The 24,337-nt window shown below is 62.2% G+C and carries 18 protein-coding genes and 1 pseudogene; 12 read left to right on the forward strand and 7 right to left on the reverse strand.

Features of this window, described 5'->3' with window-relative positions:
* Positions 1-77 precede the first annotated feature (77 nt).
* The 3 genes and pseudogenes from ACP7AD_RS17365 to fumC all read left to right on the forward strand — a co-directional run.
* Positions 78-185 (forward strand): annotated as a pseudogene (locus ACP7AD_RS17365) (abortive infection family protein); the annotation flags it as partial.
* A 215-nt stretch (positions 186-400) separates the two neighbouring features.
* Positions 401-1,528, forward strand: a complete 1,128-nt coding sequence (locus ACP7AD_RS17370) for an RNA-guided endonuclease InsQ/TnpB family protein (protein WP_426149021.1) — start codon at positions 401-403, stop codon at positions 1,526-1,528.
* A 34-nt stretch (positions 1,529-1,562) separates the two neighbouring features.
* Entirely contained in the window at positions 1,563-2,954 is a 1,392-nt protein-coding gene (gene fumC, locus ACP7AD_RS17375) for a class II fumarate hydratase (protein WP_426149020.1), read from the forward strand.
* 72 nt (positions 2,955-3,026) lie between these two features.
* On the opposite strand, the gene ACP7AD_RS17380 is transcribed toward fumC, so the two are convergent.
* The gene (locus tag ACP7AD_RS17380; RefSeq protein ID WP_426149019.1) at positions 3,027-3,629 is read right to left on the reverse strand and encodes a YqhA family protein; all 603 of its coding nucleotides are present in this window, start codon (positions 3,627-3,629) and stop codon (positions 3,027-3,029) included.
* 145 nt (positions 3,630-3,774) lie between these two features.
* On the opposite strand from ACP7AD_RS17380, the gene acs reads away from it, so the two are divergent.
* Positions 3,775-5,769, forward strand: a complete 1,995-nt coding sequence (acs, locus tag ACP7AD_RS17385) for an acetate--CoA ligase (protein WP_426149018.1) — start codon at positions 3,775-3,777, stop codon at positions 5,767-5,769.
* A gap of 100 nt (positions 5,770-5,869) precedes the next feature.
* Here the strand turns inward: acs and ACP7AD_RS17390 are convergent, their stop codons facing one another.
* Positions 5,870-6,184, reverse strand: a complete 315-nt coding sequence (locus ACP7AD_RS17390; RefSeq protein WP_426149023.1) for a c-type cytochrome — start codon at positions 6,182-6,184, stop codon at positions 5,870-5,872.
* A gap of 132 nt (positions 6,185-6,316) precedes the next feature.
* Here ACP7AD_RS17390 and ACP7AD_RS17395 point away from each other — a divergent pair, with 132 nt between their 5' ends.
* Positions 6,317-6,559, forward strand: a complete 243-nt coding sequence (locus tag ACP7AD_RS17395) for a TIGR04438 family Trp-rich protein (RefSeq protein WP_426149017.1) — start codon at positions 6,317-6,319, stop codon at positions 6,557-6,559.
* Positions 6,560-6,662: 103 nt separating this feature from the next.
* Here ACP7AD_RS17395 and ilvD read toward each other — a convergent pair whose 3' ends face one another.
* Positions 6,663-8,357: a dihydroxy-acid dehydratase gene (ilvD, locus tag ACP7AD_RS17400; protein ID WP_426149016.1), complete on the reverse strand. Its 1,695-nt coding sequence runs from the start codon at positions 8,355-8,357 to the stop codon at positions 6,663-6,665.
* Between the two features lie 495 nt (positions 8,358-8,852).
* Here ilvD and ACP7AD_RS17405 point away from each other — a divergent pair, with 495 nt between their 5' ends.
* The 6 genes from ACP7AD_RS17405 (at position 8,853) to ACP7AD_RS17430 (ending at position 18,355) form a co-directional block, all read left to right on the forward strand.
* Positions 8,853-12,365 (forward strand): CHASE3 domain-containing protein, encoded by a 3,513-nt coding sequence (locus tag ACP7AD_RS17405; RefSeq protein ID WP_426166356.1) that lies wholly within the window; start codon positions 8,853-8,855, stop codon positions 12,363-12,365.
* Positions 12,366-12,414: 49 nt separating this feature from the next.
* The gene (gene lgt, locus ACP7AD_RS17410) at positions 12,415-13,230 is read left to right on the forward strand and encodes a prolipoprotein diacylglyceryl transferase (RefSeq protein WP_426149014.1); all 816 of its coding nucleotides are present in this window, start codon (positions 12,415-12,417) and stop codon (positions 13,228-13,230) included.
* 101 nt (positions 13,231-13,331) lie between these two features.
* Positions 13,332-14,819 (forward strand): malonyl-CoA decarboxylase, encoded by a 1,488-nt coding sequence (locus ACP7AD_RS17415; protein WP_426149013.1) that lies wholly within the window; start codon positions 13,332-13,334, stop codon positions 14,817-14,819.
* A 47-nt stretch (positions 14,820-14,866) separates the two neighbouring features.
* A complete protein-coding gene (locus tag ACP7AD_RS17420; protein WP_426149012.1) occupies positions 14,867-15,862 on the forward strand; it encodes a Bug family tripartite tricarboxylate transporter substrate binding protein in 996 nt (331 codons plus the stop codon).
* A gap of 153 nt (positions 15,863-16,015) precedes the next feature.
* Positions 16,016-16,798: an enoyl-CoA hydratase/isomerase family protein gene (locus tag ACP7AD_RS17425; protein WP_426149011.1), complete on the forward strand. Its 783-nt coding sequence runs from the start codon at positions 16,016-16,018 to the stop codon at positions 16,796-16,798.
* 36 nt (positions 16,799-16,834) lie between these two features.
* On the forward strand, positions 16,835-18,355 hold the full coding sequence (locus ACP7AD_RS17430) for a malonate--CoA ligase (RefSeq protein WP_426149010.1): 1,521 nt from the start codon (positions 16,835-16,837) through the stop codon (positions 18,353-18,355).
* A gap of 18 nt (positions 18,356-18,373) precedes the next feature.
* On the opposite strand, the gene ACP7AD_RS17435 is transcribed toward ACP7AD_RS17430, so the two are convergent.
* Positions 18,374-19,336 carry a DMT family transporter gene (locus ACP7AD_RS17435; RefSeq protein ID WP_426149022.1) on the reverse strand — a complete coding sequence of 321 codons (963 nt, stop codon included), beginning with the start codon at positions 19,334-19,336 and terminating at the stop codon, positions 18,374-18,376.
* A gap of 119 nt (positions 19,337-19,455) precedes the next feature.
* Between ACP7AD_RS17435 and ACP7AD_RS17440 the strand changes: the two genes are divergently transcribed.
* Positions 19,456-20,763, forward strand: a complete 1,308-nt coding sequence (locus ACP7AD_RS17440) for an NAD(P)/FAD-dependent oxidoreductase (protein ID WP_426149009.1) — start codon at positions 19,456-19,458, stop codon at positions 20,761-20,763.
* Positions 20,764-20,797: 34 nt separating this feature from the next.
* Here ACP7AD_RS17440 and ACP7AD_RS17445 read toward each other — a convergent pair whose 3' ends face one another.
* From ACP7AD_RS17445 to ACP7AD_RS17455, 3 genes are all read right to left on the reverse strand, one after another.
* Positions 20,798-22,384: a polysaccharide biosynthesis protein gene (locus ACP7AD_RS17445; RefSeq protein WP_426149008.1), complete on the reverse strand. Its 1,587-nt coding sequence runs from the start codon at positions 22,382-22,384 to the stop codon at positions 20,798-20,800.
* 113 nt (positions 22,385-22,497) lie between these two features.
* A complete protein-coding gene (gene moeB, locus ACP7AD_RS17450) occupies positions 22,498-23,655 on the reverse strand; it encodes a molybdopterin-synthase adenylyltransferase MoeB (RefSeq protein ID WP_426149007.1) in 1,158 nt (385 codons plus the stop codon).
* A complete protein-coding gene (locus ACP7AD_RS17455; RefSeq protein ID WP_426149006.1) occupies positions 23,652-23,921 on the reverse strand; it encodes a MoaD/ThiS family protein in 270 nt (89 codons plus the stop codon). The genes moeB and ACP7AD_RS17455 overlap by 4 nt, the downstream gene beginning before the upstream one ends.
* Positions 23,922-24,337 lie beyond the last annotated feature (416 nt).

Below are 24,337 nucleotides of genomic sequence, written 5' to 3' on the forward strand. Positions count from 1 at the left end.
CGATTCACTCATGATTTACCCATTTCTTGCGACAGTGTCCTGCTTAAACCGCTGTCTCAAATCCGGGGTCCACTTTAAAGCTCGAACCCCGGCATGCACGTCTGTCAGTGAATGCCGCGCATACAGTTGCAACATTTGTTATGGAGACGTGGGATAACAAGGTCATGAAGAAGGTCGCGCTCTAAGCGATCAGGCCGTCCCGGCCTGCTGCTCGATTTCGGCAGCTAGTGGATCAACAGGTGAACGGGGTCGGCGTTTCTATTGAACTCGACGAGGGCGCCTCGAAGTCTTCGCCCACCGAGCGCAGCAGGCGCTCCAAGGCCGCCATGTACTCCTGCCAGAAAATATCACAGCGATACTTAATCGCAAAGATCAAATGCATGTGAATTGAAAACACGCAATGTCTGACTTTGAAAATTTCTTGAGTTTTGTTCATAGACCAAATATTATTTCTTCGGTGAACACGATTAAGACCCTCAAGCTGCGCATCAAGGACAAGTACGCCAGTGCATTTGTGGCGATGGCGCGTGAGGTCAATCGGGTCTGGAATTACTGCAACGAGTTGTCATCACGCTCCATCCGCGAGCGCGGAAAGTGGCTGAGCGCCCACGACTTGCAAAAGTACACGGCCGGGTTTAGCAAGTGCGAAGGTGTCAAGGTTGGCAGTCCTACCGTGCAGCTTGTCTGCGAGGAATACGCCTCTCGGCGCAGGCAGTTCAAGAAGGCCCGGTTGAACTGGCGCGTCAGCAACCCGAAGTCCGCCAAATACTCCCTGGGCTGGATACCGTTCAAAAAAGGCGGGGCGCTATGCCGCAACGGCCAGATTCGGTTCTGCGGCTTGGTGCTGGGCCTGTGGGACAGCTACGGGCTGAGCAAGTTTGAGTTGCGGGCAGGCTCCATCAGCCAGGATGCGCGCGGGCGCTGGTATTTGAACGTGGCCGTAGAGGCTGAAGTAAGTCCAAGCGCGGGCACGGCCAGCGTCGGCATCGACCTGGGGCTGAAAACGGCGGCGGTTTGCTCCAATGGGCATTTGCTGGCTTCGCGCACCTACCGAAAGCACGAACCAGCGCTAGCGATAGCGCAGAGAGCCCGGAAAAAAAACAGGGCACGGGCGATACACGCCAAAATTGCCAACGTGCGCAAAGACGCCATGCACAAATTAAGCACCCGACTGGTCGCTGAGAACGCCGCGATATTCGTCGGTGATGTTTCAGGCAAGGCGCTGATTAAAACAAAGATGGCCAAGTCCACGCTGGATGCGGGATGGTCAATGTTCAAGACGATGCTGGAATACAAGAGCCATCAGGCCGGTATTGTCTTTGAAGAAGTGAGTGAGAGTTACACAACCCAGACTTGCTCGTGCTGCGGGGTCATCCCCGACAGCAGTCCGAAAGGCAGGGCAGACCTTGGAATAAGAGAATGGACTTGCAGCGATTGCGGAGCGGTGCATGACCGCGATGTGAACGCCGCCAGGAACATTCTCGCGCGCGGGCATGCGCGTCTGGCAGCAGGAATCCTTGTCCTGTAGGGCGGGGAGGATGTCAAAGGTCAGGCCTTACACCATGAGTACAACCGCCACCACCCGCCTTGAGCGCGATACCTTCGGGCCGATCGAGGTTCGCGCTGACCGGCTATGGGGCGCGCAGACCCAGCGCTCCTTGCAGAACTTCGACATTTCGGGCGAGCGCCAGCCGGTCGAGCTGATCCGGGCGCTGGCGCAGATCAAGCGCTCGTCGGCCTTGGTCAACCAGGCGCTGGGGTTGCAGGACACTAAAAAAGCCGATGCCATCGTGGCTGCTGCCGATGAGGTCATTGCAGGAAAGCATCCGGACGAGTTCCCGCTGGTCGTCTGGCAGACCGGCTCGGGCACGCAGACCAACATGAACGTCAATGAAGTGCTGGCGAACCGGGCCAGCGAACTGCTGGGCGGCGAGCGCGGCGATGCCAGGCTGGTCCATCCGAATGACGACGTGAACCGCAGCCAGTCGTCGAACGACGTGTTTCCCACGGCCATGCATGTGTCCGCGGTCGTCGCCATCACTAAAAAACTGCTTCCCGCACTGGAAAAACTGCGCGCTACGCTGGCGCAAAAATCCAGCGATTTCGACGGCATCGTGAAGATCGGCCGCACCCATCTACAGGACGCGACGCCTTTGAGCCTGGGCCAGGAATTTTCGGGCTATGTGGCGCAGCTGGCGCATGGTGAGGCGCATGTGCGGGCCGCGCTGCCGCATCTGTATGAACTCGCCCTGGGCGGAACGGCGGTAGGCACCGGGCTGAACGCGCCCAAGGGCTATGCGGAGCAGGCGGCGGCCGAGCTGGCGCGGCTGACCGGTTTGCCTTTCGTCACCGCGCCGAACAAGTTCGAGGCGCTGGCTAGTTGCGACGCACTGGTCCATGCGCACGGCGCCTTGAAAACGCTGGCCGCCAGCCTCATGAAAATCGCCAATGACGTGCGCTGGCTGGCCAGCGGCCCGCGCAGCGGCATCGGCGAGCTGAGCATCCCCGAGAATGAGCCGGGCTCGTCGATCATGCCGGGTAAGGTCAACCCGACGCAAAGCGAGGCGCTGACCATGCTGGCCGCGCAGGTGTTCGGCAACGACGTGGCGATAAATTTTGGCGGCGCGTCGGGCAACTTCGAGCTCAATGTGTTCCGGCCGATGGTGGCCTACAACTTTTTGCAAAGCGTTCGGCTGCTGGCCGATGGCATGGTGAGCTTCAACGACCACTGCGCCGTGGGCATTGAGCCCAACCGCGAGCGCATCGCCGAGCTGGTCGGCCGCTCGCTGATGCTGGTGACGGCGCTCAACCCGCACATCGGCTACGACAAGGCGGCCTTCATCGCCAAGAAGGCGCACCAGGAAGGCTGCAGCCTGCGCGAAGCCGCCGTGGCTTCGGGCTATGTGACGGCCGAGGAGTTCGACGCCTGGGTAGTGCCGCAGGACATGATATGAATAAAAAACGCTACATGCTATTGTTTAGATAGCTGAAAGCGCTAGTCCTGTTTGCGCAAAAGACCTTTTTTGTCAGTGTTTTTGCGCCGCGATGCCGGACATGATCTTGTCGGTGTACGCGATGGCCATCGCCGACAGCAGGAAGGCAATGTGAATCACCGTCTGCGCGATCAGCACCCGGTCCGTGTAGTTGTCGGCGTTGATGAAGGTTTTAAGCAGATGGATCGAGCTGATGCCGATGATGGCCGTGGCCAGCTTGACCTTGAGCACCGACGCATTCACATGGCTGAGCCATTCGGGCTGGTCGGGGTGGCCTTCCAAGTCCATGCGGCTGACAAAGGTTTCATAACCGCCCACAATCACCATGATCAAGAGGTTGGAAATCATGACCACGTCAATCAGCGCCAGCACGACCAGCATGATGACGGTTTCGTTCAGCGTGGTGATAGGCACGGTGGTCTTGTAGCCGATGCTCGTGATGAGCGACTGCAATGCCGCCTGGCTGCCGAACACGGCTTCAATCAGGTGCAGCAACTCCACCAGGAAGTGAAAGACATAAACCCCCTGGGCCGCAATCAGCCCCAGATAAAGCGGCACCTGCAGCCAGCGGCTGGCAAAGATCAGGCTGGGCAAGGGTCTTAGCGGCGTGAGTTTTGGAGGAGTGGGTTGGGACATGGGGCGAACCGTTACTAGGGCTGGGAATTGTATGGCGCGCCGGACTCCGGCCGAATCACATGGATTAAGGCGCAAGCCCGTCAGTGGCCTGTAAGTGCAAAGGTCGAAAGTACGCTCGATTCAATGACCCAAGGAGACATGATTAATGAGCACCCCTGACAATTCCATCCAGTCCACATTGGTTGAAAACCGCGTGTTTCCACCCAGTGCTGCCACCGTGCGGTCGGCCCGAATTTCCGGCATGGAGGGCTACAACGCCTTGTGCGCTGAAGCCGAAAATGATTTCGAAGGCTTCTGGGCTCGGCTGGCGCGTGAAAACCTGAGTTGGAACAAGCCATTTACCCAGGTGCTGGATGAGTCCAATGCCCCGTTCTACCAGTGGTTTGCCGATGGCGAGTTGAATGCCTCCTACAACTGTCTGGACCGCCACCTGGGCACACCGACAGAAGACAAGAAAGCCATCATTTTCGAAAGCGATGACGGCAAGGTCACCAACGTCACCTACAAGGAACTGCACGCAAAAGTCAGCCAGTTCGCCAGCGCGCTGAAGGAAATGGGCGTGCAAAAGGGCGACCGCGTCGTCATCTACATGCCGATGACGGTCGAAGGCATCGTCGCCATGCAGGCCTGCGCCCGCATCGGCGCCACTCATTCGGTGGTGTTTGGCGGCTTCTCGGCCAAGAGCCTGCAAGAGCGCATCCAGGACGCCGGCGCCGTCGCCGTCATCACTGCCAATTACCAGTTGCGCGGCGGCAAGGAACTGCCGCTCAAGGCCATCGTGGACGAAGGCATCGCCATGGGCGGCTGCGAGTCGATCAAGAATGTGATCGTGTACCAGCGCACCTTGAGTGCCTGCAACATGGTCGAAGGCCGCGACAGCCTGATGCACGAAGTCACCGCCAAGGCCAACCCGGTGTGCGAGCCTGAATTCGTTGGCGCCGAGCACCCGCTGTTCGTGCTTTACACCTCCGGCTCGACCGGCAAGCCCAAGGGCGTGCAGCACAGCACCGGCGGTTATTTGCTGTGGGCCAAGCTGACGATGGACTGGACGTTCGACCTGCAGCCGTCCGATGTGTTCTGGTGCACTGCCGACATTGGCTGGATCACCGGCCACACCTACATCACCTACGGCCCGCTGGCCGCTGGCGCGACGCAGGTGGTGTTCGAAGGCATCCCGACCTACCCGAATGCCGGCCGCTTCTGGCAGATGATCGAAAAGCACAAAGTCACGATCTTCTACACCGCACCGACCGCCATCCGTTCGCTGATCAAGGCCGCCGATGCCGAGCCAGCGGTGCATCCGGACCGTTCCGACCTGAGCAGCCTGCGCATCCTGGGCTCGGTCGGCGAGCCGATCAACCCCGAAGCCTGGATGTGGTACTACAAAAACATCGGCGGCGAGCGCTGCCCGGTGGTCGATACCTTCTGGCAGACCGAAACCGGCGGCCACATGATCACGCCGCTGCCCGGCGCCACGCCGCTGGTTCCCGGCAGTTGCACCCTGCCGCTGCCCGGCATCATGGCCGCCATCGTGGATGAAACCGGCAACGACGTGCCCAACGGCTCGGGCGGCCTGCTGGTCGTCAAGCGCCCCTGGCCGTCGATGATCCGCACCATCTGGAACGACCCCGAGCGTTTCAAGAAGAGCTATTTCCCTGAAGAACTGGGCGGCACGATCTACCTGGCCGGCGACGGCGCGGTGCGCAACATCGACAACGGCTACTTCCGCATCACCGGCCGCATCGACGACGTGTTGAACGTGTCGGGCCACCGTATGGGCACGATGGAAATCGAGTCGGCGCTGGTGGCCCATCCGCTGGTGGCCGAAGCCGCCGTGGTCGGCCGTCCCGACGACCTGACCGGCGAGGCCATCGTGGCCTTCGTCGTGCTCAAGCGTTCACGTCCTGAGGGCGACGAAGCCAAGGCGATTGCCAAGGAATTGCGCGACTGGGTCGGCAAGCAGATCGGCCCGATTGCCAAGCCCAAGGACATTCGCTTTGGCGACAACCTGCCCAAGACGCGCAGCGGCAAGATCATGCGCCGCCTGCTGCGCGGCGTGGCCAAGGGTGAAGCGGTCACGCAAGACACCTCGACCCTTGAGAATCCGGCGATTTTGGAGCAGCTGTCGCAGAACCTGTAAGCTTTTTACAGGCCGCGAAAGCCATTGAAAAAGCCCGTCGATTGACGGGCTTTTTTTGCTTGTTCCCCTGAATTCAGAGTGCTTCAGCGCTTGCGCAAGGTTACTTTTGTGCCAGGATCCAGGCGACAAGTCGCTTGGCCTCTGCTGGCGTGACCTGCGCATTGGCCGGCATGGGCACGGGCCCCCAGACACCGGCCCCGCCCTTGAGGACCTTGGCCTCCAGTTTGGCCACTGCGTCTGCCTGACCTGCATATTTGGCCGCCACCTCCTTGTACGAAGGTCCGACCAGCTTTTTGTCAACGGCGTGACAAGCCATGCAGTTTTTGGCCGTTGCCAGTTGCAGGTCAGCCATGGCCGGAGCGCAGATTGTCCAAGTTGCTACCACGGAAGCAATTGTCAAAAGAGTGCGTTTCAGTTTCATGGCTTGCCTCATGCGTAAATGGTTATGGATTCGGTTACAGTGATTTAACGCGATTGTAGGGGCGAGCGTTGACCATGAACCATGGCCAGAACCCGCAGGTGGCCTGCCCGATTTCAGGAGTTCAGCATGTATTTGTTATTGATTGGTGTTTTGGGCCTGGCCCTGAAATACCTGGAAATCGAACCGGTGGCCGGTTTGAGATGGTGGCAGATTTTGTCGCCGTTTGCCCTGGCTGTCGTTTGGTGGGCATGGGCTGACGCCTCTGGCTACACCAAGCGCAAGGAAATTGAAAAAATGGATGATCGCAAGCAAAAACGCATTGACAGGCAGCGCGCGGCCATGGGCCTGACGTCCAGGAAACGGCCTTGAAGCCATTGCTTGGCACTTGGAATACGGCGGCCTTGACCAAAGTAAAAAGCCCGTGAAGTTTGTAACTCACGGGCTTTTTTCAGCGCATTTCAGCGTTCAAGCATCAATAGTCGTCCAGCACGGCACCCTTGCTGGCGCTTGATGCGTTGAACGCGAACTTGGCCTGCACGCCGCGCGTGTAGCGCGCTGCCGGTGCCGTCCAGCCGACCTTGCGGCTTTCAAGTTCGGCATCGCTGATGTTGAGTTGCAGCAATAGTTGCTTGGCATCGATGGTGATCGAATCGCCTTCCCGGATGAAGGCGATGTTCCCGCCAGCTGCCGCTTCAGGCGCAACATGGCCAACCACCATGCCCCAGGTGCCGCCGGAAAAGCGCCCGTCGGTGATCAGGCCGACGCTTTCGCCCAGGCCGGCGCCAATCAAGGCGCCGGTGGGTGCCAGCATTTCCGGCATGCCGGGACCGCCCTTGGGGCCGAGGTAGCGCAGCACCATCACATCGCCAGCCACGATCTTGCCGTCCAGAATCGCCTTGAGGCCCGACTGCTCATCCTCGAACACCCGGGCCGGACCGGTCATGACCGGGTTCTTCAAGCCGGTGATCTTGGCAACGCAGCCTTCGGGCGAGAGGTTGCCTTTGAGGATGGCGAGGTGGCCCTGGGCGTACATCGGCTTGTCGATGGGGCGGATCACGTCCTGGTCGGCACGCGGCGCATCGGGCACGTCGGCCAGCACTTCGGCAATGGTCTGGCCCGAAATGGTGATGCAGTCGCCATGCAGCAGGCCGGCGACCAGCAGCATCTTCATGACCTGCGGAATGCCGCCAGCCTGGTGCAGGTCCACCGCCAGGTACTCGCCCGATGGTTTCAGGTTGCACAGCACCGGGGTTTTCTGGCGCACGCGTTCGAAGTCGTCAATCGTCCACTCGACGCCGGCCGCATGGGCGATGGCCAGAAAATGCAGCACCGCGTTGGTCGAGCCGCCGGTGGCCATGATGACGGCCACGGCGTTTTCAATGGATTCTCGGGTGACGATGTCGCGCGGCTTGATGTCCTTTTTCACCGCCTCGATCAGCACCTTGGCCGATTCCTTCGCCGAGTTCAGTTTTTCGTCATGCGGATTGGCCATGGTGCTGGAGTAGGGCAGCGAGATGCCCAGCGCCTCGAACGCGCTGGACATGGTGTTGGCGGTGTACATGCCGCCGCAGCTGCCGGTGCCCGGAATGGCGCGGCGCTCGATCTGCAGCAGGTCTTCGTCGCTCATGCGGCCGGCGGCGTTTTCGCCGACGGCTTCGAACACGCTGACGATGTTGAGGTCCTTGCCCTTGTAATGGCCGGGCAGGATCGTGCCGCCATAGACAAAGATCGCCGGCACGTTGGCGCGCAGCATGCCCATCAGGCCGCCGGGCATGTTCTTGTCGCAGCCGCCGACCACCAGCACGCCGTCCATCCACTGACCCTGCACGCAGGTCTCGATGCAGTCTGAAATGACTTCGCGGCTGACCAGCGAATACTTCATGCCTTCGGTGCCCATGGCCATGCCGTCGGAAATGGTCGGCGTGCCGAACACCTGCGCATTGCCGCCGGCTTCTTCAATCGCGGCAATGGCCGCATCGGCCAGCTTTTGCAGGCCGCTGTTGCACGGCGTGATGGTGCTGTGGCCGTTGGCCACGCCGATCATCGGCTTCTTGAAGTCATCGGCTTCATAGCCCATGGCGTAGTACATCGAGCGGTTCGGGGCGCGCGACTTGCCTTCGGTGATGTTGGCCGAACGGCGGTTGATCTGGATGACTTTGGTTTCCATGGGCTTGCCTTGAGGTGTTCAAAAGAGTGACGTTAGGAGCGATTATCCCGTGCCTAGCGGGCCGGCAGACGCTAGAAAATCGAAGTATGTGGGATGTGGCTGATTTTTTCCAATCCATTGTTCCATGCGGTATTGACCTCTGGCGCATGTGAAAGACGCTCAAGCGAGCGGCTGCTGCCCGGGGCGCGCAGCGCCGACGGTCAGGCCGAGCGTGGGCGCCTGACAGTGTGCGGCGGTTGGCCGGTCCCGCGCTGCTGCGCTTCATGGCGTTTGCACCGGGCTGACAGCGTTTCGCTGGGCCAAATGGGAACATGCCTTGCTGTCGCTGGCCGGAAGCTGACGTTTGCAAGGTCTTCGAAGGAGAAAAGGCGTAACGTAGGGGGCTGTCAGGTTTTAAAGTTACATTTGTAACCATATTTCATGGTTACGCCGCTGCCTTGAAAGGCCTCATGCAATGACGAATGCTTTTCTTCGGGACAGGGTAATGGCATGACCATGCCGGGCCTGCAAACAGACAAGGCCTTGCGCGGCCCGGGCAGTGTGGGCATTTGCGCAAGCTTGCCCGGTAAAGCACTGCCGGCCTTCATCAACAAACGACTCCTGGTCGAAGCCCTGCTGGTGGTTGTTCTCGGCTGCCTGGCGGGCGTGGGCTGGCTGGCGTGTCAAAACATGCAGGCCGCAACCGATTCCGAACGCTGGGAAGCGCACACCCGCGTGGTGATCCAGGAACTCGGTGAACTGCTGTCCAGCCTCAAGGACGCGGAAACCGGGCAGCGCGGCTTCATCATCACAGGGAACCCCGACTACCTGGCGCCATACCATGAAAGCCTGAAAACCTTCCCGGTCCGGCTGGCGGAAGTGCGCCGCCTGACAGCAAACAATCCTGCTGCGCAGCAGCGTCTCGCCGCGCTCATACCGCTTGCCGCAGCTAAATTTACTGAGATGAAAGCACTCATTGCGCTGCGCGAGGCTAAAGGATTGCAGGCTGCCAGCGAGTCGCTCATGGTGGGGTCAAACAAGTCGACCATGGACCAGATTCGCCTGCTGGTGGCCCAAGCGCAGGCGCAAGAGACGCAACTCTTGAAAGACCGCGTCATCAAAAGCCAGTCTGATAATCGCAAGTCGAGTCAATCGCTTTTGCTGACCAGCGCGCTGGGCGGTTTCGCGCTGCTGCTGCTGCTGGTCTGCCTGCGGTGGGAGCGGGCGAGCCGATGCCGGGCCGAGACGGCGCAGGACGCGAGCGAGGAGCGTTATGGCCGCTTGTTCAATTCGATTGACGAAGGCTTTTGCATCATCGCGTTGATCTTTGACGAAAGCCGGAAGCCGGTTGATTACCTCTGTCTGGAAGCAAATCCGGCGTTTGAGCGGCATACCGGCATCTCCGGCGCGGCGGGAAAACGGATCAGCGAGATCGCCCCGGGTCAGTCAGCCGAAGGCATCGAGATGTTCACCAAGGTTCTTCTGACGGGCGAGGCGCATCGTTTTGTCAACCAGTCGAAAGCGGTGGACCGCTGCCTGGAAGGCTATGCCTGCCGGATCGGCGGGCCGGAGAGTGCAACGATCGCCGTTCTGGTTCGCGACATCACCGAGCGCCAGCATGCTGAAAAAGCCCTGCGCGAATCGCAACGGTTTTTGCGCTCATCCCTCGATGCCTTGTCGGGCCACATCGCCGTGCTGGATGAATCGGGAACGATTCTGGAAATCAACGAGGCCTGGCAACGCTTTGCCGATGACAACCAGCCGCCGGGCGTGGTTGCGTCCGGCATCGGAATCGGCGTCAATTACCTTGATCATTGCCGGCAGACCTTGCTGCAGGGTGGCGACACCCCGGCTTATGCGCTGGCCATCCAGGACATCATCGCCGGACGGCGCACGCGTTTCGAGATGGAATACCCTTGTGACTCGCCGACCGAGAAGCGCTGGTTTGTCATGCGGGTCACGCGATTCCAGAGCGCCGGGCCGGTCCGGATCGTCATCGTGCACGATGACTGCACTAAACAAAAACTGGCCGAAAACGCCTTGCGAGAAAGCGAGGAACGCTACCGCAAGCTGTTCAATTCGATGGATGAGGGTTTCTGCATCATTGACATCGTGTTCAACGACCAGGCGCAAGCGGTGGATTGCCGCTTTCTGGAAGTCAATCCTGCTTTTTTGGTGCAGACGGGAATGCACGGCATTGCCGGAAAACGCCTGCGTGAAATCGCCCCGGACCATCAAGCGGGGTGGCTGGAAACTTGCGGCAAGGTGGCCCTGACAGGTCAACCCATTCGGTTCACCCACGATGAAAAAGCGTTTGGCATCAAGTTCGATATTTATGCCGCGCCGCTGGGCAGCGATGAAAGCCGAAAAGTTGCCATCGTCTTCAACAACATCACTGAACGCAGCAGGGCAGCGGAAACCCTGCTCCAAAGCGAACAGCGTTTTCGCGCCTTGTTCGACTGGGGCCCGGTCGCTATGCACTCGTGCGACCGTTCTGGAACGATTCTGGAATTCAACCGCCGCGCCATCGATTTATGGGGACGCAAACCAAAGCCAGGAGAAACCGACGAACAGTTTCGCGGCTCGTTCAAATTCCGTCACCCTGACGGCAGCTTGCGCTCCTACGCGCAAACCGGAATGGCCAAGGTGTTGAGGGGTGAGATCACAGCGGCGCATAACGTCGAAGTGGTCATTGAAAGACCTGACGGGTTGCGAAAGGCTGTTGTCGGCAATATTGTTCCGATCAAGAACAACCAGGGCGAGATCATTGGCGCCATCAACTGCTTTTACGACATCACCGAGCGCAGCCGCCTGGAGCGGCAGACGCAGGAGCAGGCGCAGGCCCTGACCGAGCTGCACCGCCGCAAGGACGAATTCCTGGCGATGCTCAGCCACGAGTTGCGCAACCCGCTGGCGCCGCTGACCAGCGCGGTCGAACTGCTGGGGCGGCAGGAAAACCAGGACCCGGTGTACCGCCAAGCCTGCCAGGTCATCAAGCGGCAGGTGGGCCAGATGAAGCACCTGATCGATGACCTGCTGGAGGTTTCCCGTATCACCAGCGGCAATATGCGGCTTCGCAAGGAGCCGGTCCGCGTGGCCGATATTGTCGAAAGGGCGCTGGAAACGGCCCAGCCGCTGATCGCCAGGCGACGGCATCAGCTCACGGTGTCGCTGCCGCCGCATCCGGTCTGGCTCGATGCAGACGCCACCCGGCTGGAGCAGGTGCTGGTGAACCTGCTTAACAACGCCGCCAAGTACACCGACGAGGGCGGCCACCTGTGGCTGAGCGTCGTGCAGGAAGGCGATGCAACGGCCGGCGGGGCGGTGGCGGTGATCAAGGTGCGCGACAACGGCATGGGCATCGCTGCCGAACTGCTGCCCCATGTATTTGATTTGTTCACGCAAGCCGAACGCGCCATTGACCGCTCGCAAGGCGGCATGGGCATCGGCTTGAGCCTGGTCCGGCAACTGGTCGAACTGCACGCAGGCACCGTCGAGGCGCACAGCACCCTGGGGCAGGGCAGCGAATTTGTCGTGCGCCTGCCGGTCAGGCAGGCTGCCGCGCCGCCGCTGCCCCTGCCGCCGCCTGTGGCCAGCTTGGCCCAGCCTGCGGTCAGGCGCTGCCGGGTGCTGGCCGTCGATGACAGCGTGGATGCGGTGGAATTTCTGGCCAGGCTGCTCAGGCTGTCCGGGCATGAGGTGGAAGTCGCCTATGACGGCCCCACCGCCGTGCAAGCCGCCCTGGCCATGCGCCCCGACGTGGTGCTGCTCGACATTGGCCTGCCGGGGCTCACGGGTTACGAGGTCGCCAGGCAACTGCGCCAGGAACCCGCGCTGAAAAACACCGTGCTGGTCGCCGTCACGGGCTATGGACGCGAATCAGACCGGCAGCGCTCCAAGAATGCCGGTTTTTCTTACCATCTGGTCAAGCCGGCCGGGGTCAGCGAGGTCGAGGAAATACTGTCGGCCGTTGGCAAACAACTCGCATTGCAGGCTGGTGCGACGCCAACCGTGGCGCCTGAAGCTTGAGGCCGGCGGGCGCCGGCGGTGGCCTGGCTTGCATGCACAATGGCACCCCATGCTCATCCATCCCGAAATCAATCCTGTTGCGCTGCAACTCGGCCCCCTGGCCATTCACTGGTACGGCCTGACGTACCTGGCCGCCTTTGGCCTGTTTTTTCTCCTGGCCAGCCTGCGCCTGCGCCATGAGCCGTATGCGTCCATCACCGGACCGGGCGCCTGGTCGCGTCGGGACATCGAGGACATTTTGTTCCTGGGCGTGATGGGCGTGGTGGTGGGTGGGCGGCTGGGCTACTGCCTGTTCTACAAACCGGGCTACTACGCCACCCACCCGCTGGAGATCTTTTTCATCTGGCAGGGCGGCATGAGCTTTCACGGCGGCATGCTGGGCGTGCTGGCGTCGCAGCTGTGGTTTGCGCGCTCGCGCCAGCGGCCGTGGCTGCAGGTGATGGACTTCATCGCGCCGTGCGTGCCGACCGGTCTGGCCGCCGGACGCGTGGGCAACTTCATCAATGGCGAGCTGTGGGGCCGCTTCAGCGCGCCTGATTTGCCGTGGGGCATGGTGTTTCGGCACAGCGGCTCGATGCTGCCGCGCCATCCGTCGCAGGTTTACCAGTTTCTGATGGAGGGCCTGCTGCTGTTCGTGCTGCTGTGGCTGTATGCCCGCAAGCCACGCAAGATGGGCCAGGTCTCGGGCGCCTTCCTGGTCGGCTATGGCGTGTTCCGATTCATCGCCGAGTTTTTCCGCGAACCCGATGATTTTCTGGGCATCCTGGCGCTGGGCATGAGCATGGGCCAGTGGCTGTGCATTCCGATGATCGGCGCCGGCGTCTGGCTCTGGATTTGGGCCTCAAACAGATCTTTGCGCACGTAGCACGGGCACCAGGCGCTATTTATTTCATAGTAAATCCGTTTTTACCTTTTTCCGCAACGGCAAGGAATGCCGGCATCCCATCACTTCCAGGAGTTTCCCCCATGAGTACCAGCAACTGGATCGGCCGCAACGTCTACCGGCTGCTGCCTGGCGCCCCTGCAAAGATAAAAGACGCTGATGCGCAGGGAGCGCGGGCACAGGCAGCTGGCAAATCAGGAGCAGATGCCGCATCAAAAGACAGCCCGGCCGCCCGTTCCATTCCAGTGCGCCTGGAAGCCACGCTGCGCCAGGAAGACGAGGCGCTGTCGCCGCGCCTGCTGCGCCGGGCCTTCGAGGAACTCCAAGCCATCATCGACCCGCGCGTGAGCGAGATCGAAGGCGGGCGCCGCGCCATGGACGTGGCCGCCTGGCATGCTGGCGCCCCGCCGGCGCAGCGCCGCGACCTGTGGCTGCTGATGAGCGAGATGTTTGTCGCCGACGCGCAAAAAACCCGGGAGGCCCAGGCGCGGTTTGCCGCTGCGGTCGGCACGCCCGACGAAGCCGTGGCCGAGGTGCATTACCGCCGCGCCACCGTGTCGCCGCGCCGCCGCCTGCTCCAGCGCTTCAGCGTGTACCCGCAGGGCGTTCAGTTTCTGGTCGAGCTGCGCGCCGAAATGCTGCCTTTCCTCAAGGCCGACAAGCGGCTGATGGCGCTGGATGTGGAAATGGAGTACATGTTCTCGACCTGGTTCGACGTGGGTTTTCTGGACCTGCGCCGGATCAGCTGGGATTCGCCGGCGTCGCTGATTGAAAAACTCATCCAGTACGAAGCGGTGCATGACATCAAGAGCTGGTCCGATGTCAAGAACCGCCTGGACAGCGACCGCCGCTGCTACGGCTTTTTTCACCCGCGCCTGCCCGGCGTGCCCTTGATTTTTGTCGAGGTCGCGCTAATCGATGAAATGGCCGAAGGCATCATGCCGCTGCTCGATGAACAGGCGGCCGTGGCTGACCTGGGCAAGGCGACGACCGCGATTTTCTATTCGATCAGCAACACCCAGCCCGGCTTACGCGGCGTGAGTTTTGGCGACTCGCTGATTAAGCGGGTGGTGGAAACGCTCAAGGACGAATTTCCCAGGCTCAAGGTGTTTGCCACGCTGTCGCCGATCCCGGGTTTGCGCAGTTGGCTGGGCAAGAATGCCGCAGCGCTGTTTGAGCGGCTGGCCGACAAGGAACGCGCGGCGCTGGTCCAGGCCCTGGGGGGCGATGCGCCCGCGCCGGGCAGCTTCCTGGCGGCGATTGAAAATCCGCTGGCCCTGCCGGACAAATCGCCGGTGCGCCAGCTGCTGCTGCAAGGCGCCGCGCATTACCTCGGCCAGGGGCTGAAGGACGGCCAGCCGCTCGATGCGGTGGCGCGCTTCCACCTGGGCAATGGCGCCCGGGTCGAGAGGCTGAACTGGGCCGCCGACCCGTCACCCAAGGGCATCAAGCAGTCTTACGGACTGATGGTGAATTACCTGTATGACCTCAAGCGACTGGACAAGCACCGGGCCATGCTGGCGCAGGGGAAAGTCCCGGTAGCCACCGATATCCAGGATTTGTATATTTGACGACTTGCCCTGAGCGAGCCCGAGCCAAAAATAAAAAGGAGACTTGCATGACATTTCATTTCGAGAGCAGCAGCACCCGCCGCGCCATCCTGCGCGCGGCGGCAGCCGGCATGGCTACCTGGTCGCTCGGCAGCCACGCCCAGTCGGCCTGGCCGGCCAAGCCCGTCACCGTCATCGTGCCGTTTCCGGCCGGCGGCGGCACCGACGCCTTTGCCCGGCCGCTGTCGGCGCAGTTCGCCAAGCTGACCGGCAAGCAGCTCATCATCGACAACCGGGGCGGCGCGGGCGGCACGCTGGGCGCCGGCATTGCGGCGCGTGCGCAGCCCGACGGCTACACGCTGTTCATGGGCGCAGTGCACCATGCGATCGCGCCGTCGATGTACCCCAGGCTCGACTACGACATTGAAAAAGACTTCGTTCCGCTGGCGCTGATGGCCAATGTGCCGCAGGTGCTGGTCGTCAACCCGAAGAACCTTCCGGGCGACTTCAAGGCTTTCCTGGCGCAGGTTCGCGCCAAGCCGGGCCGCTACAACTACGGCTCGGCCGGCGCCGGCACATCGCACCACCTGGCCGGCGAGCTGTTCAAGCAGCAGACGCAGACCTTCATCACGCACATTCCCTATCGGGGTGCGGGGCCGGCGCTGCAGGATTTGATCTCGGGCAATGTGGACATGATGTTTGACGGCCTCGGTTCGTCGGCCGCGCATATCAAGGGCGGTCGCATCAAGGCGCTGATGGTCTCGGGCGCCAAGCGCAACCCGGCTTTCCCCGATGTGCCCTGCGCCGCCGAACTCGGCCTTCCTGACTACACCGTCACCACCTGGTACGGCATGTGGGCGCCCAAAGGCACGCCGCTTGAGGTGCAGGCGCGCATCGTCGAAGACCTGCGCAAGGCCGCCGCCAGCGACGAGCTCAAAGCCATCTGGGCCAGCAACGGCGCCGAGTTTGGTAACCTGACGCCGGCGCAGTTCGGTTCGTTTGTCAGTGCCGAAGTCAAGCGCTGGGCGGCCGTCGTCAAGGCCGCCGGCGCCAAACTGGACTAAGGGTATGGCCCCCACGCTTGTCGCTTCGCGTACTGCGCTGCCCCCCGAGGGGGCCATTGCGCCCGTGGCCCGGCGAAGCCGGTTCCACGGCCCCTGCTGGCTGGGGAATGCTGCCTTTCACCATGCTTGACACTTTTGCAGGAAATTGATTCGATGAGCGGCGCTGTTCTTCTTGATATTTCCGGTTTTCTGGCCACGGTCACGCTGTCGCATCCGGGCAAGTTCAACGCCATGTCGCGCATCATGTGGCGCGAGCTGTGCGCTGCGTTTGAACTGATCCAGCAGCGCCATGACGTGCGCTGCGTGCTGGTCCAGGGTGAAAACGGACACTTTTGCGCGGGTGGCGATATTTCTGAATACGCCGGTTTCCGGTTCAAGGAAGCCAGCCTGCGCGACTTTCATGAAAACGATGTCTGGGGTGGCCTGCAGACGATGCTCGACTGCGACGTGCCCATCGTCGCGCGGATTGAGGGCAACTGCATGGGCGCCGGCGTCGAGATTGCCAGCTGCTGCGACATGCGGCTGGCGGCCGGCAACGCGCGTTTCGGCGCGCCGATTGCGAAGCTCGGCTTTCCGATGGCGCCGCGCGAGGCGGCGCTGGTGACGCGCGCCGTGGGCGAGCTGACGGCGCGCGAAATGCTGCTATCAGCCGCAGTGCTGGACGCGGCCGAGATGAAGCAGCGCGGCTTTTTGAACCAGGTGCTGGCGCTGGATGCACTGGACGCTGCGGTGCAAGAGCGCCTCCAGCGCATCGGGCAGCTGGCGCCGCAGGCCGCACGTCTGAATAAAGCATCATTCAGGGCTCTGGCGCACGTCCCGCCTGCGCAAGCAGCTATTAATATAATAGCGACCGCGTATGACTACGCGCCCTCTGGCGAACACCGTGAAGGCATCATCGCCTTCATGGAAAAGCGTCCGCCGGCGTTCAGCGCCTAGATGGCTGCATTCCCCATTTTTGACATCCCCAATCCCATGACCCATCACAACCTGTTTGCCGCGCTGCGGTCGGCCTTTCCCGCCGACCTGGACGAAGTCGCCATTGAAACTGACAGCGGTTTGATTTATTCATGGCGTGACCTGGAGCACGGCAGCGCCATGATGGCCAATTTGCTGCAGTCCCTGAGCCTGCCCGAAGGCGCGCGGATTGCCGTGCAGGTTGAGAAATCGGTCGAGGCTATGGTGCTGTACCTGGCCACCCTGCGCGCCGGCTTTGTGTTTTTGCCCTTGAACACCGCTTACCAGAGCGCCGAGATCGAGTATTTTCTAGGCAATGCCGAGCCATCGGTGGTGGTCTGCAGCAGCGCCAATTTTGGCTGGGTCAGCAAGATCGCTTTCAAGACCGGCACGCAGAATGTCTTCACCCTCGACGACGACCGCACCGGTTCGCTGCTGGAGCGCGCCGCGCATTGCAGCGACCGGCATGAAGTCGTCGCCAGGCAGGCTGACGACATGGCCGCGATCTTGTACACCAGCGGCACGACGGGGCGCAGCAAGGGCGCGGTGCTGTCGCACGGCAATTTACTGAGCAATGCGCGGGTACTCAAGGACTACTGGGGCTGGAAACAAGGCGACGTGCTGATCCACGCGCTGCCGATTTTCCATGTCCACGGCCTGTTCGTCGCCATTCACGGTGCGCTGATCAACGGCAGCAAGATGATCTGGCTGGCGAAGTTTGATCCGAAAAAGGTCATTGAAAAACTGCCCGAAGCCACCGTGTTCATGGGCGTGCCGACGCTGTATGTGCGGCTGCTGGCCGAGCCGGGCTTGACGGTTGATGCCTGCCGCCGCATGCGCCTGTTCATCGCCGGGTCGGCGCCGCTCTTGATCGAAACCTTCCGCGAATGGCAGGCGCGCACCGGCCACACCATCCTGGAGCGCTACGGCATGAGTGAAACCGCCATGCTGACGTCCAACCCTTGCCAGGGTGGCGAGCGGCGCGGCGGCACCGTCGGCTTTGCGCTGCCGGGCGTCAGCCTGCGCGTCGCGGGCGACGAAGGCCAGGGCCTGCCGGTAGGCGAGATTGGCAATATTCAGGTCAAGGGGCCGAATGTCTTCCAGGGCTACTGGCGCATGCCCGAGAAAACGGCCGAGGAGTTCACCGCCGACGGCTATTTCAGGACCGGCGACGTCGGCAATATCGACGAGGACGGCTACATCACCATCGTCGGACGCAGCAAGGACCTGATCATCAGCGGCGGCTACAACGTCTATCCGGCCGAGATCGAAGGCTATATCAACGAGCTGCCTGGCGTTCTTGAGAGCGCCGTGGTCGGGGTGCCGCATCCGGACTTTGGCGAGGTCGGCGTGGCCGTGGTGATTGCCAAACCCGGCGCCGCGCTCGATGCAGCGCAGATCGTGGCCGGCATGAAGTCGCAACTGGCCAATTTCAAGGTGCCCAAGCAATGCTTCGTGGTCAGCGAGTTGCCGCGCAACACCATGGGCAAGGTGCAGAAAAATGTCTTGCGCGAGCAGTTCAAAGCGCTGTTCGCCTGAAGCCCGCCAGGCCGCTGTTCACCGCAGCGGCGCAGCCCGTGCCGGTCTGGGCTGGCCGCGCTGCGGCAGTGTCGCCAGCACCACGCCCACCAGCGCAATCGCAAAGGCGCCGACCTGCGTTGCGTTCAGGCTTTCACCCAACACCCCCACGCCCACCGCCGCCGCGCTGACCGGCAGCATCACGGTGAACACCCCGGCCTGGTTGGCGGCAACGGTCTTCAAGCCGGTCATCCACAGCCACACCGTCCAGACGCTTGCCGCCAGCGAATAGAACACCAGCAGCCCCCAGCTACTGGGTGCGACGGCGGCAAAGTCGAAACCCCAGGCCACCCACAGCCCGAAAGGCGTGACCAGCGCAAAGCCCCACAGGTTGATCAGCGCCGTGATGCGCTTGGGGCTGAGCACGCCGGTCAGCTTCTTGCCGATCACCGCATAAGCTGCCTCGCACAGCACCGCGCCCACCAGCAGCAAATTGCCCAGCCAGGCGTTTTTTAATGCCAAATCGGCCTCTTGCGCAGTGCCCATATGCGCGGGCAGCTCACTTTTTGAGAGCGATACCAAGGCGATGCCGAGCACCGCGCAGGCCACGGCGGCCCAGACCCGGCCGCTGATCCGCTCGCGCAGGAAAGCCCAGCTCAGCAGCGCCACTGTCGCCGGAATCGCCGCCATGATGACGCCGGCGGCCACCGCGCTGGTCAGGCTTACGCCATACAGCATGCAGATCGAGAACAGAAAATTGCCCAGGAAGGACTCCAGGAACACCAGACGGCGGGTTTGCGGGCTCATGGGCAGCTCGCCGGCCGGCTTTTTCAACCAGTGCGCCATCGCCAGCCCGCCAATGCCAAAGCGCAGCCAGGCCAGCAAAAACACCGGCAGCGCCGCCACCAGCGGCTTGGACAGGGCAACATAACTGCCGACCAGCGACATGCTCAGCGCTAGGCAGGCATAGGCGGACCAGGGGGAAGCGGGGCGGTGCGGCACGTTGAAGGCTCCAGGGCGGGGCAAGCAAGTCGGTCTTGTCTGCAAGGGAAATGAAAATGAAGCGGACCGCGCCAGGGCGGCTTGTGCGGGTTATCTTCAATCCAGTTTACCGGAGGGGAATGCAGATGCTGATCGAAGCCGATGCCCGGCTGGGCCGCCACAGCTATTACGAAGCCAGCGTGCAGCGCGGGCCGCCGTTGCCGCCGCTGCAAGACACGGTGCAGGCCGATGTGCTGGTGGTTGGCGCGGGTTTTGCCGGCTTGTCGGCGGCGCTGGAACTGGCCGAACGCGGCTTGCGGGTCGTGGTGCTGGAGGCCGGCCGGGTGTGCGCTGGCGCGTCCGGGCGCAACGGCGGGCAGGCGATTGTGGGTTACGCCAGCGGCCAGGCGCCTTTCGAGCAGCAGCTGGGCCAGGCGGCAGCGCGCCAGGCCTGGGCCATGTCGCTCGAAGCCATCGCCCTGATGGACGATCGCATCGCCCGGCACGGCATCGCCTGCGACCGGGTGAAAGGTTATGTCACCTTGGCCGATTCAGCCCGCAAGGCCAGGGCGCTGGCCGCCGAAGCCGAGGCGCTGGAACGAAACTACGGCTTCCATTGCGAACTCGTCACCGGCAAGGATGTCGGCCGCTTCATCGACAGCCCGCGCTACCGCGCTGCCGCTTTCGAAGCCACTTCGGGCCACGTGCATCCGCTGAAATACGGCCTGGGGCTGGCCAAGGCGGCAAGCGCGCTGGGCGTGCGGATTTTTGAAAACTCCGCCGTCACGTCGATCAGGTGCGGCCCGGTGGTCGAGGCCGGCACCGCGCAGGGAAGGGTGCGCGCACCCTTCGCTGTGCTGGCGGGCAATTGCACGCTGGGCGAATACGGCCCAAAGGTCGCGCCGGAAATCGCCGCGCGCATCATGCCGGTCGGCACCTACATGATCGCCACTGCGCCGCTCGACCCGACCCTGTGCGCCCGGCTGATTCCCGGCAACGCGGCGGCCTGCGACAACAACTTCGTGCTCGACTATTTCCGCTTCAGCGCCGACCACCGCCTGCTGTTTGGCGGCCAGGTCAGCTATTCGGCGCGCACGCCGCGCAACGTGCAGGCGGCGATGCGCCAGCGCATGGTGGCGGTGTTTCCGGCACTGCAGGGCGCAGCGGTGGACTTTGTCTGGGGCGGCTTTGTTGACATCAGCATGAACCGGGCGCCGGATTTCGGCCGCATCGGCGGCAATGTCTATTACCTGCAGGGTTTCAGCGGCCATGGCGTGGCGGCAAGCGGACTGGCCGGGCGGCTGGCGGCCGAAGCTATTGCCGGCCAGGCCGGACGCTTTGATGTGTTTTACCGTTTGAAGCACGCACCGTTTCCGGGCGGGAAGTTGCTGCGCATGCCCAGTCTGGTGCTGGGCATGGCCTACCATCGCTTGCGGGATTGGCTGTGAGTTTTTCCGTGGCAAAAGCCGGCACGCAGGAGGTTTAACCGACGGTCTCTTGCATCGACGCCGTTGCGCCCGAGCCTTCAAGCAAGCTCCCCAGGCTCCTGAATTGGGCCGCAAGGCTGGGAATTCGTGAAAGGGTCTGGTTTACTTCCTCCAGCTTTTGCCGGGTGGCCACCGACATCGGTCCGGTGGCCTCGCGCAGCTTGGCGATCACCGTGTCGGTCAGCAGACGGATGACGACCTCGAAGCGCATGGCCTCAGGGGTTGACGTCCCGGCCCAGGCCGGCGCTGCGCCCCACCAGAGCACGTCGATGAGGCGAGGCAGGTCTGCCGCGGCAAAGATCGACCGGGCCAGGCCGCACACCGCCTGGACCAGCGCCGCCTTGACCGCCGCCATGTCAAGCGTGGGGTCGCCCAGCGCTTTTTTGAGCATCTCCAGCTCAACGGCCAGCGCGTCCTCGCTGAACAGCTGTATGCGTGCGCCGACCATGGTGCCGCTGGTGTCGGTAAAGCCGCCGGGCGCTTCGAGCGCATTGACGAGCGGGTGATACGTTGTTTCACCGCTCCAGCAGAACTGGCCCCGGAAGAACACTTCGTCATAGCCCTTGGGCACGCCCAGGAAATGCAAGGCCACCGGCTTGCCGCTGCGCTCGATCAGGAAAAGTGCCAGTTCCAGCGTGTTCACGGGCCAGCCCAGATCGACGGCAGCCCAGAAACCATCGGCCGGTGTCTGGTCTGCAAGCGCCAGGGCGTTGACCAGAAGGTGGCCTGCCTGGCGCAGATTCTGGATGTTGAAATAGCGGTCCGGGCCGTGCAGGCCGACCAGTCCTTTGGCAATGCCGTCAAGAATGTCCTGCGTCACCACGCCGTTTTCCATGACATGGGTGAAACGCGTGCAGCGAAACCGCGTCGAGTGGCTGCGGCGCGCGGCGGCGGCCCACTGCGCCTCGGCCAGTTTTTTGCTGCCGGTGTAGACGTGATCGGACACATAGGCAAAACATTTGCCGGTGGAGGAATAAATCGCATCCTCCACGCCATGGCGCAGACAGGCGTCGATCACATTGCGCGTGCCGAACACATTGGTTTGAATCGCCTCGCGCACCACCGCCTCGGCCCGTCCGGGCTCGCGGATGCTGGCCAGGTGAAAAACAATGTGGGGCCTGACCTGGGCGAACACGGCATCGAGCGCGGCTGCATCCCGGATATCAACCTGGTAAGCCGCCAGCTGGCCGGCGGGCAAGCCTTCGCCGCTGCCGCCCATGCCGATGCTGCCGGTTTGCACGGCAATGTCCGCAATGGCGATTTCCGTCGCACCCAGCTCGAAGAGCAAGGGAATCAGGTGCGAGCCGACGCAGCCGGCGCCGCCGGTGACCAGCACGCGCCGCCCCCCGAGCCGCTTTTCGGCGGCCTCGCGGTGCAGGTCCACCGTGCGTTCCATGGCCAGTGTCATGGGGCTCTGTTCGAGCTTTCCTTCGGCCCTGGCCAGCGCCATCAGGGCTTGGGTAAGCGCCTGGAGCTGATCGGCAATGGCCGGGGTGATGGGCGTGCCGAAAGGGGCAAGGGTGGCGATCTGGCGAACCAGGTCGTCGCTGGTGGCCATGGGGCAGGCTTCATCAATGGACATGAAGAACTATCCTTTTAAAAAATCTGTTGCGGCCGCGGGCCGCCGTCCGCTGCGCTGCTGGTGAACGCTGGCTCAGCCACCCGTGCGGTGACTGCAGGGACGCGGCCACCGTCTCAGACAAGCTGAACATCCCCTGGCCATGTCGCCATGCCCTGTTCAAGGTTGTACAGCCGCAGCGGGTCATAGCCCGCCGCGACCAGGGATCTGATGACGCTGTGGCTGCGCATGCCGCTCTGGCAGACCAGTACGATGTCGCGGTCCTTGGGCAGCGGCGTTGCGCCGGGCTCCTGGAGCGCGCGTTCGAGTTCCGGCTTGGGCCATCCCATGGCGCCCGGGATCCGGCCCGGCAGCCATTCGGCCGGATTGCGCACATCGACGATGACCAGCTCGTCCTGCGCCTGCAGCCTGGCCTGGAGCGCGCCGGACGAGATGGACCGGCCGACCGGCGCGGCGCAGACCATGACGGTTTCCCTGAGCGCGATGTCTTGCGGCGCGTGGCTGCAGACCGGGCAGTCGGGGTCCTTGGCGATGTGTACCGTGTTGAAGCTCAGGTCCAGCCCGTCATAGATCAGCATGCGCCCGACCATCGGCGAGCCGATGCCGGTCAACAGCTTGATGGCCTCGGTCGCCTGCAGCGATCCAATCACGCCGGGCAGCACGCCCAGCACGCCCGCCTCTGCGCAATTGGGCGCGAACTCCTGCGGCGGCGGCTCGGGAAAGAGGCAGCGGTAGCACGGGCCGGTGCGCGCATCGAAGACGCTGAGCTGGCCGTCAAAGCGCAGTACGCCGCCATAGACGTCAGGCTTGCCGAGCTTCACGCAGGCATCGTTGACCAGATACCGGGTCGGGAAATTGTCCGAGCCGTCAATGATCACGTCGTATCGGGAAATCAGCGCCAGCGCGTTGTCGATGCCGAACCGCACGTCGTGGCGTTCAATCTGCATGTCGGGATTCAGGTCAAGCATGCGCGCTTCGGCGCTTTCGTTTTTCAGGCGTCCGAGCACGGCTTGGCCATGCACGATCTGGCGTTGAAGATTGGTTTCTTCGACCACGTCGGCATCCACCAGGCCGATTCGCCCGACGCCTGCCGCTGCCAGGTAAAGCGACGCCGGGCTGCCCAGGCCGCCCAAGCCGATCAGCAGCACGCTGCCCGCCTTGAGGCGCCGCTGCCCTTCGATACCGAACTCGGGCATGATGATCTGGCGGCTAAAACGCCGAAGCTCGCTGCTGGTGAGTTCGGGCAGCGTGTCAGGATGGAATTGCGTGCTCATCCGCCCGCAACGCTCGCAATGATCTGGACTTCATCGGCATCGGTGACCGAAGTCTGCAATCCGTCGAGAAGCCGGATGTCCTGGCCGTTCTTGCAGACCACGATGAACTTGCGCAAGGCTTGGCCGCTGAACAGGTGATTGCGAAGCTCGCAAGAGTCTTCGGAAAAACGCTTGAGCGCCTCCTCGATGGAACTGACCGAAACGGTGACGCGGCTTTGCTGGTTGGTGTACCGGCGCAGCGAACTGGGAACCATTAAAACTGCCATGTAAAACGTCCTGATAAAGTGAAGTTCAGTTTCAAGGCGCAGCCTATTGACATTTAAAGAGTGCGCCTATTAACCAAATCTAATGAATAAAATGTTAGTTCGATAGTTTTGACGCTGCAACCCCCCAAACGGACCAATCAGAAGACTGAAATTCAATGGCGAACAGCTTGAAAATAAGTTACAAGGGGCGTTTCAGTGATGCTGAATATTTCAATTGTTGTACTGGCCGGCCGCTGGTGCTGTCGATGAGGCAGGCGGCCAGGCAAAATGACACTTCAACGCTGGCAAGATTGAATCGGACACGCAAGCCGCTCACTTGAAACTCTACTGCTATTAAATAAGGGGCTTAGGAAGCAGAGGCGATTAAAGCGGGTTGTTTCTGAGCAAGGCCAGCAGGGCATGATAAAGGCTTTGAT

It is taken from the genome of Polaromonas sp. DSP2-3-2b2 (assembly GCF_049895905.1).
In the GTDB taxonomy this organism is placed as follows: domain Bacteria; phylum Pseudomonadota; class Gammaproteobacteria; order Burkholderiales; family Burkholderiaceae_C; genus Polaromonas.

Coding starts and splice junctions, on each gene's coding strand:
- fumC (WP_426149020.1), top strand. CDS start 1,563: ATGAGTACAACCGCCACCACCCGCCTTGAGCGCGATACCTTCGGGCCG.
- ACP7AD_RS17405 (WP_426166356.1), top strand. CDS start 8,853: ATGCCGGGCCTGCAAACAGACAAGGCCTTGCGCGGCCCGGGCAGTGTG.
- ACP7AD_RS17395 (WP_426149017.1), top strand. CDS start 6,317: ATGTATTTGTTATTGATTGGTGTTTTGGGCCTGGCCCTGAAATACCTG.
- ilvD (WP_426149016.1), bottom strand. CDS start 8,357: ATGGAAACCAAAGTCATCCAGATCAACCGCCGTTCGGCCAACATCACC.
- ACP7AD_RS17445 (WP_426149008.1), bottom strand. CDS start 22,384: ATGTCCATTGATGAAGCCTGCCCCATGGCCACCAGCGACGACCTGGTT.
- ACP7AD_RS17455 (WP_426149006.1), bottom strand. CDS start 23,921: ATGGCAGTTTTAATGGTTCCCAGTTCGCTGCGCCGGTACACCAACCAG.
- acs (WP_426149018.1), top strand. CDS start 3,775: ATGAGCACCCCTGACAATTCCATCCAGTCCACATTGGTTGAAAACCGC.
- ACP7AD_RS17430 (WP_426149010.1), top strand. CDS start 16,835: ATGACCCATCACAACCTGTTTGCCGCGCTGCGGTCGGCCTTTCCCGCC.
- ACP7AD_RS17440 (WP_426149009.1), top strand. CDS start 19,456: ATGCAGATGCTGATCGAAGCCGATGCCCGGCTGGGCCGCCACAGCTAT.
- lgt (WP_426149014.1), top strand. CDS start 12,415: ATGCTCATCCATCCCGAAATCAATCCTGTTGCGCTGCAACTCGGCCCC.
- ACP7AD_RS17420 (WP_426149012.1), top strand. CDS start 14,867: ATGACATTTCATTTCGAGAGCAGCAGCACCCGCCGCGCCATCCTGCGC.
- ACP7AD_RS17415 (WP_426149013.1), top strand. CDS start 13,332: ATGAGTACCAGCAACTGGATCGGCCGCAACGTCTACCGGCTGCTGCCT.
- ACP7AD_RS17370 (WP_426149021.1), top strand. CDS start 401: ATGTCTGACTTTGAAAATTTCTTGAGTTTTGTTCATAGACCAAATATT.
- ACP7AD_RS17380 (WP_426149019.1), bottom strand. CDS start 3,629: ATGTCCCAACCCACTCCTCCAAAACTCACGCCGCTAAGACCCTTGCCC.
- moeB (WP_426149007.1), bottom strand. CDS start 23,655: ATGAGCACGCAATTCCATCCTGACACGCTGCCCGAACTCACCAGCAGC.
- ACP7AD_RS17425 (WP_426149011.1), top strand. CDS start 16,016: ATGAGCGGCGCTGTTCTTCTTGATATTTCCGGTTTTCTGGCCACGGTC.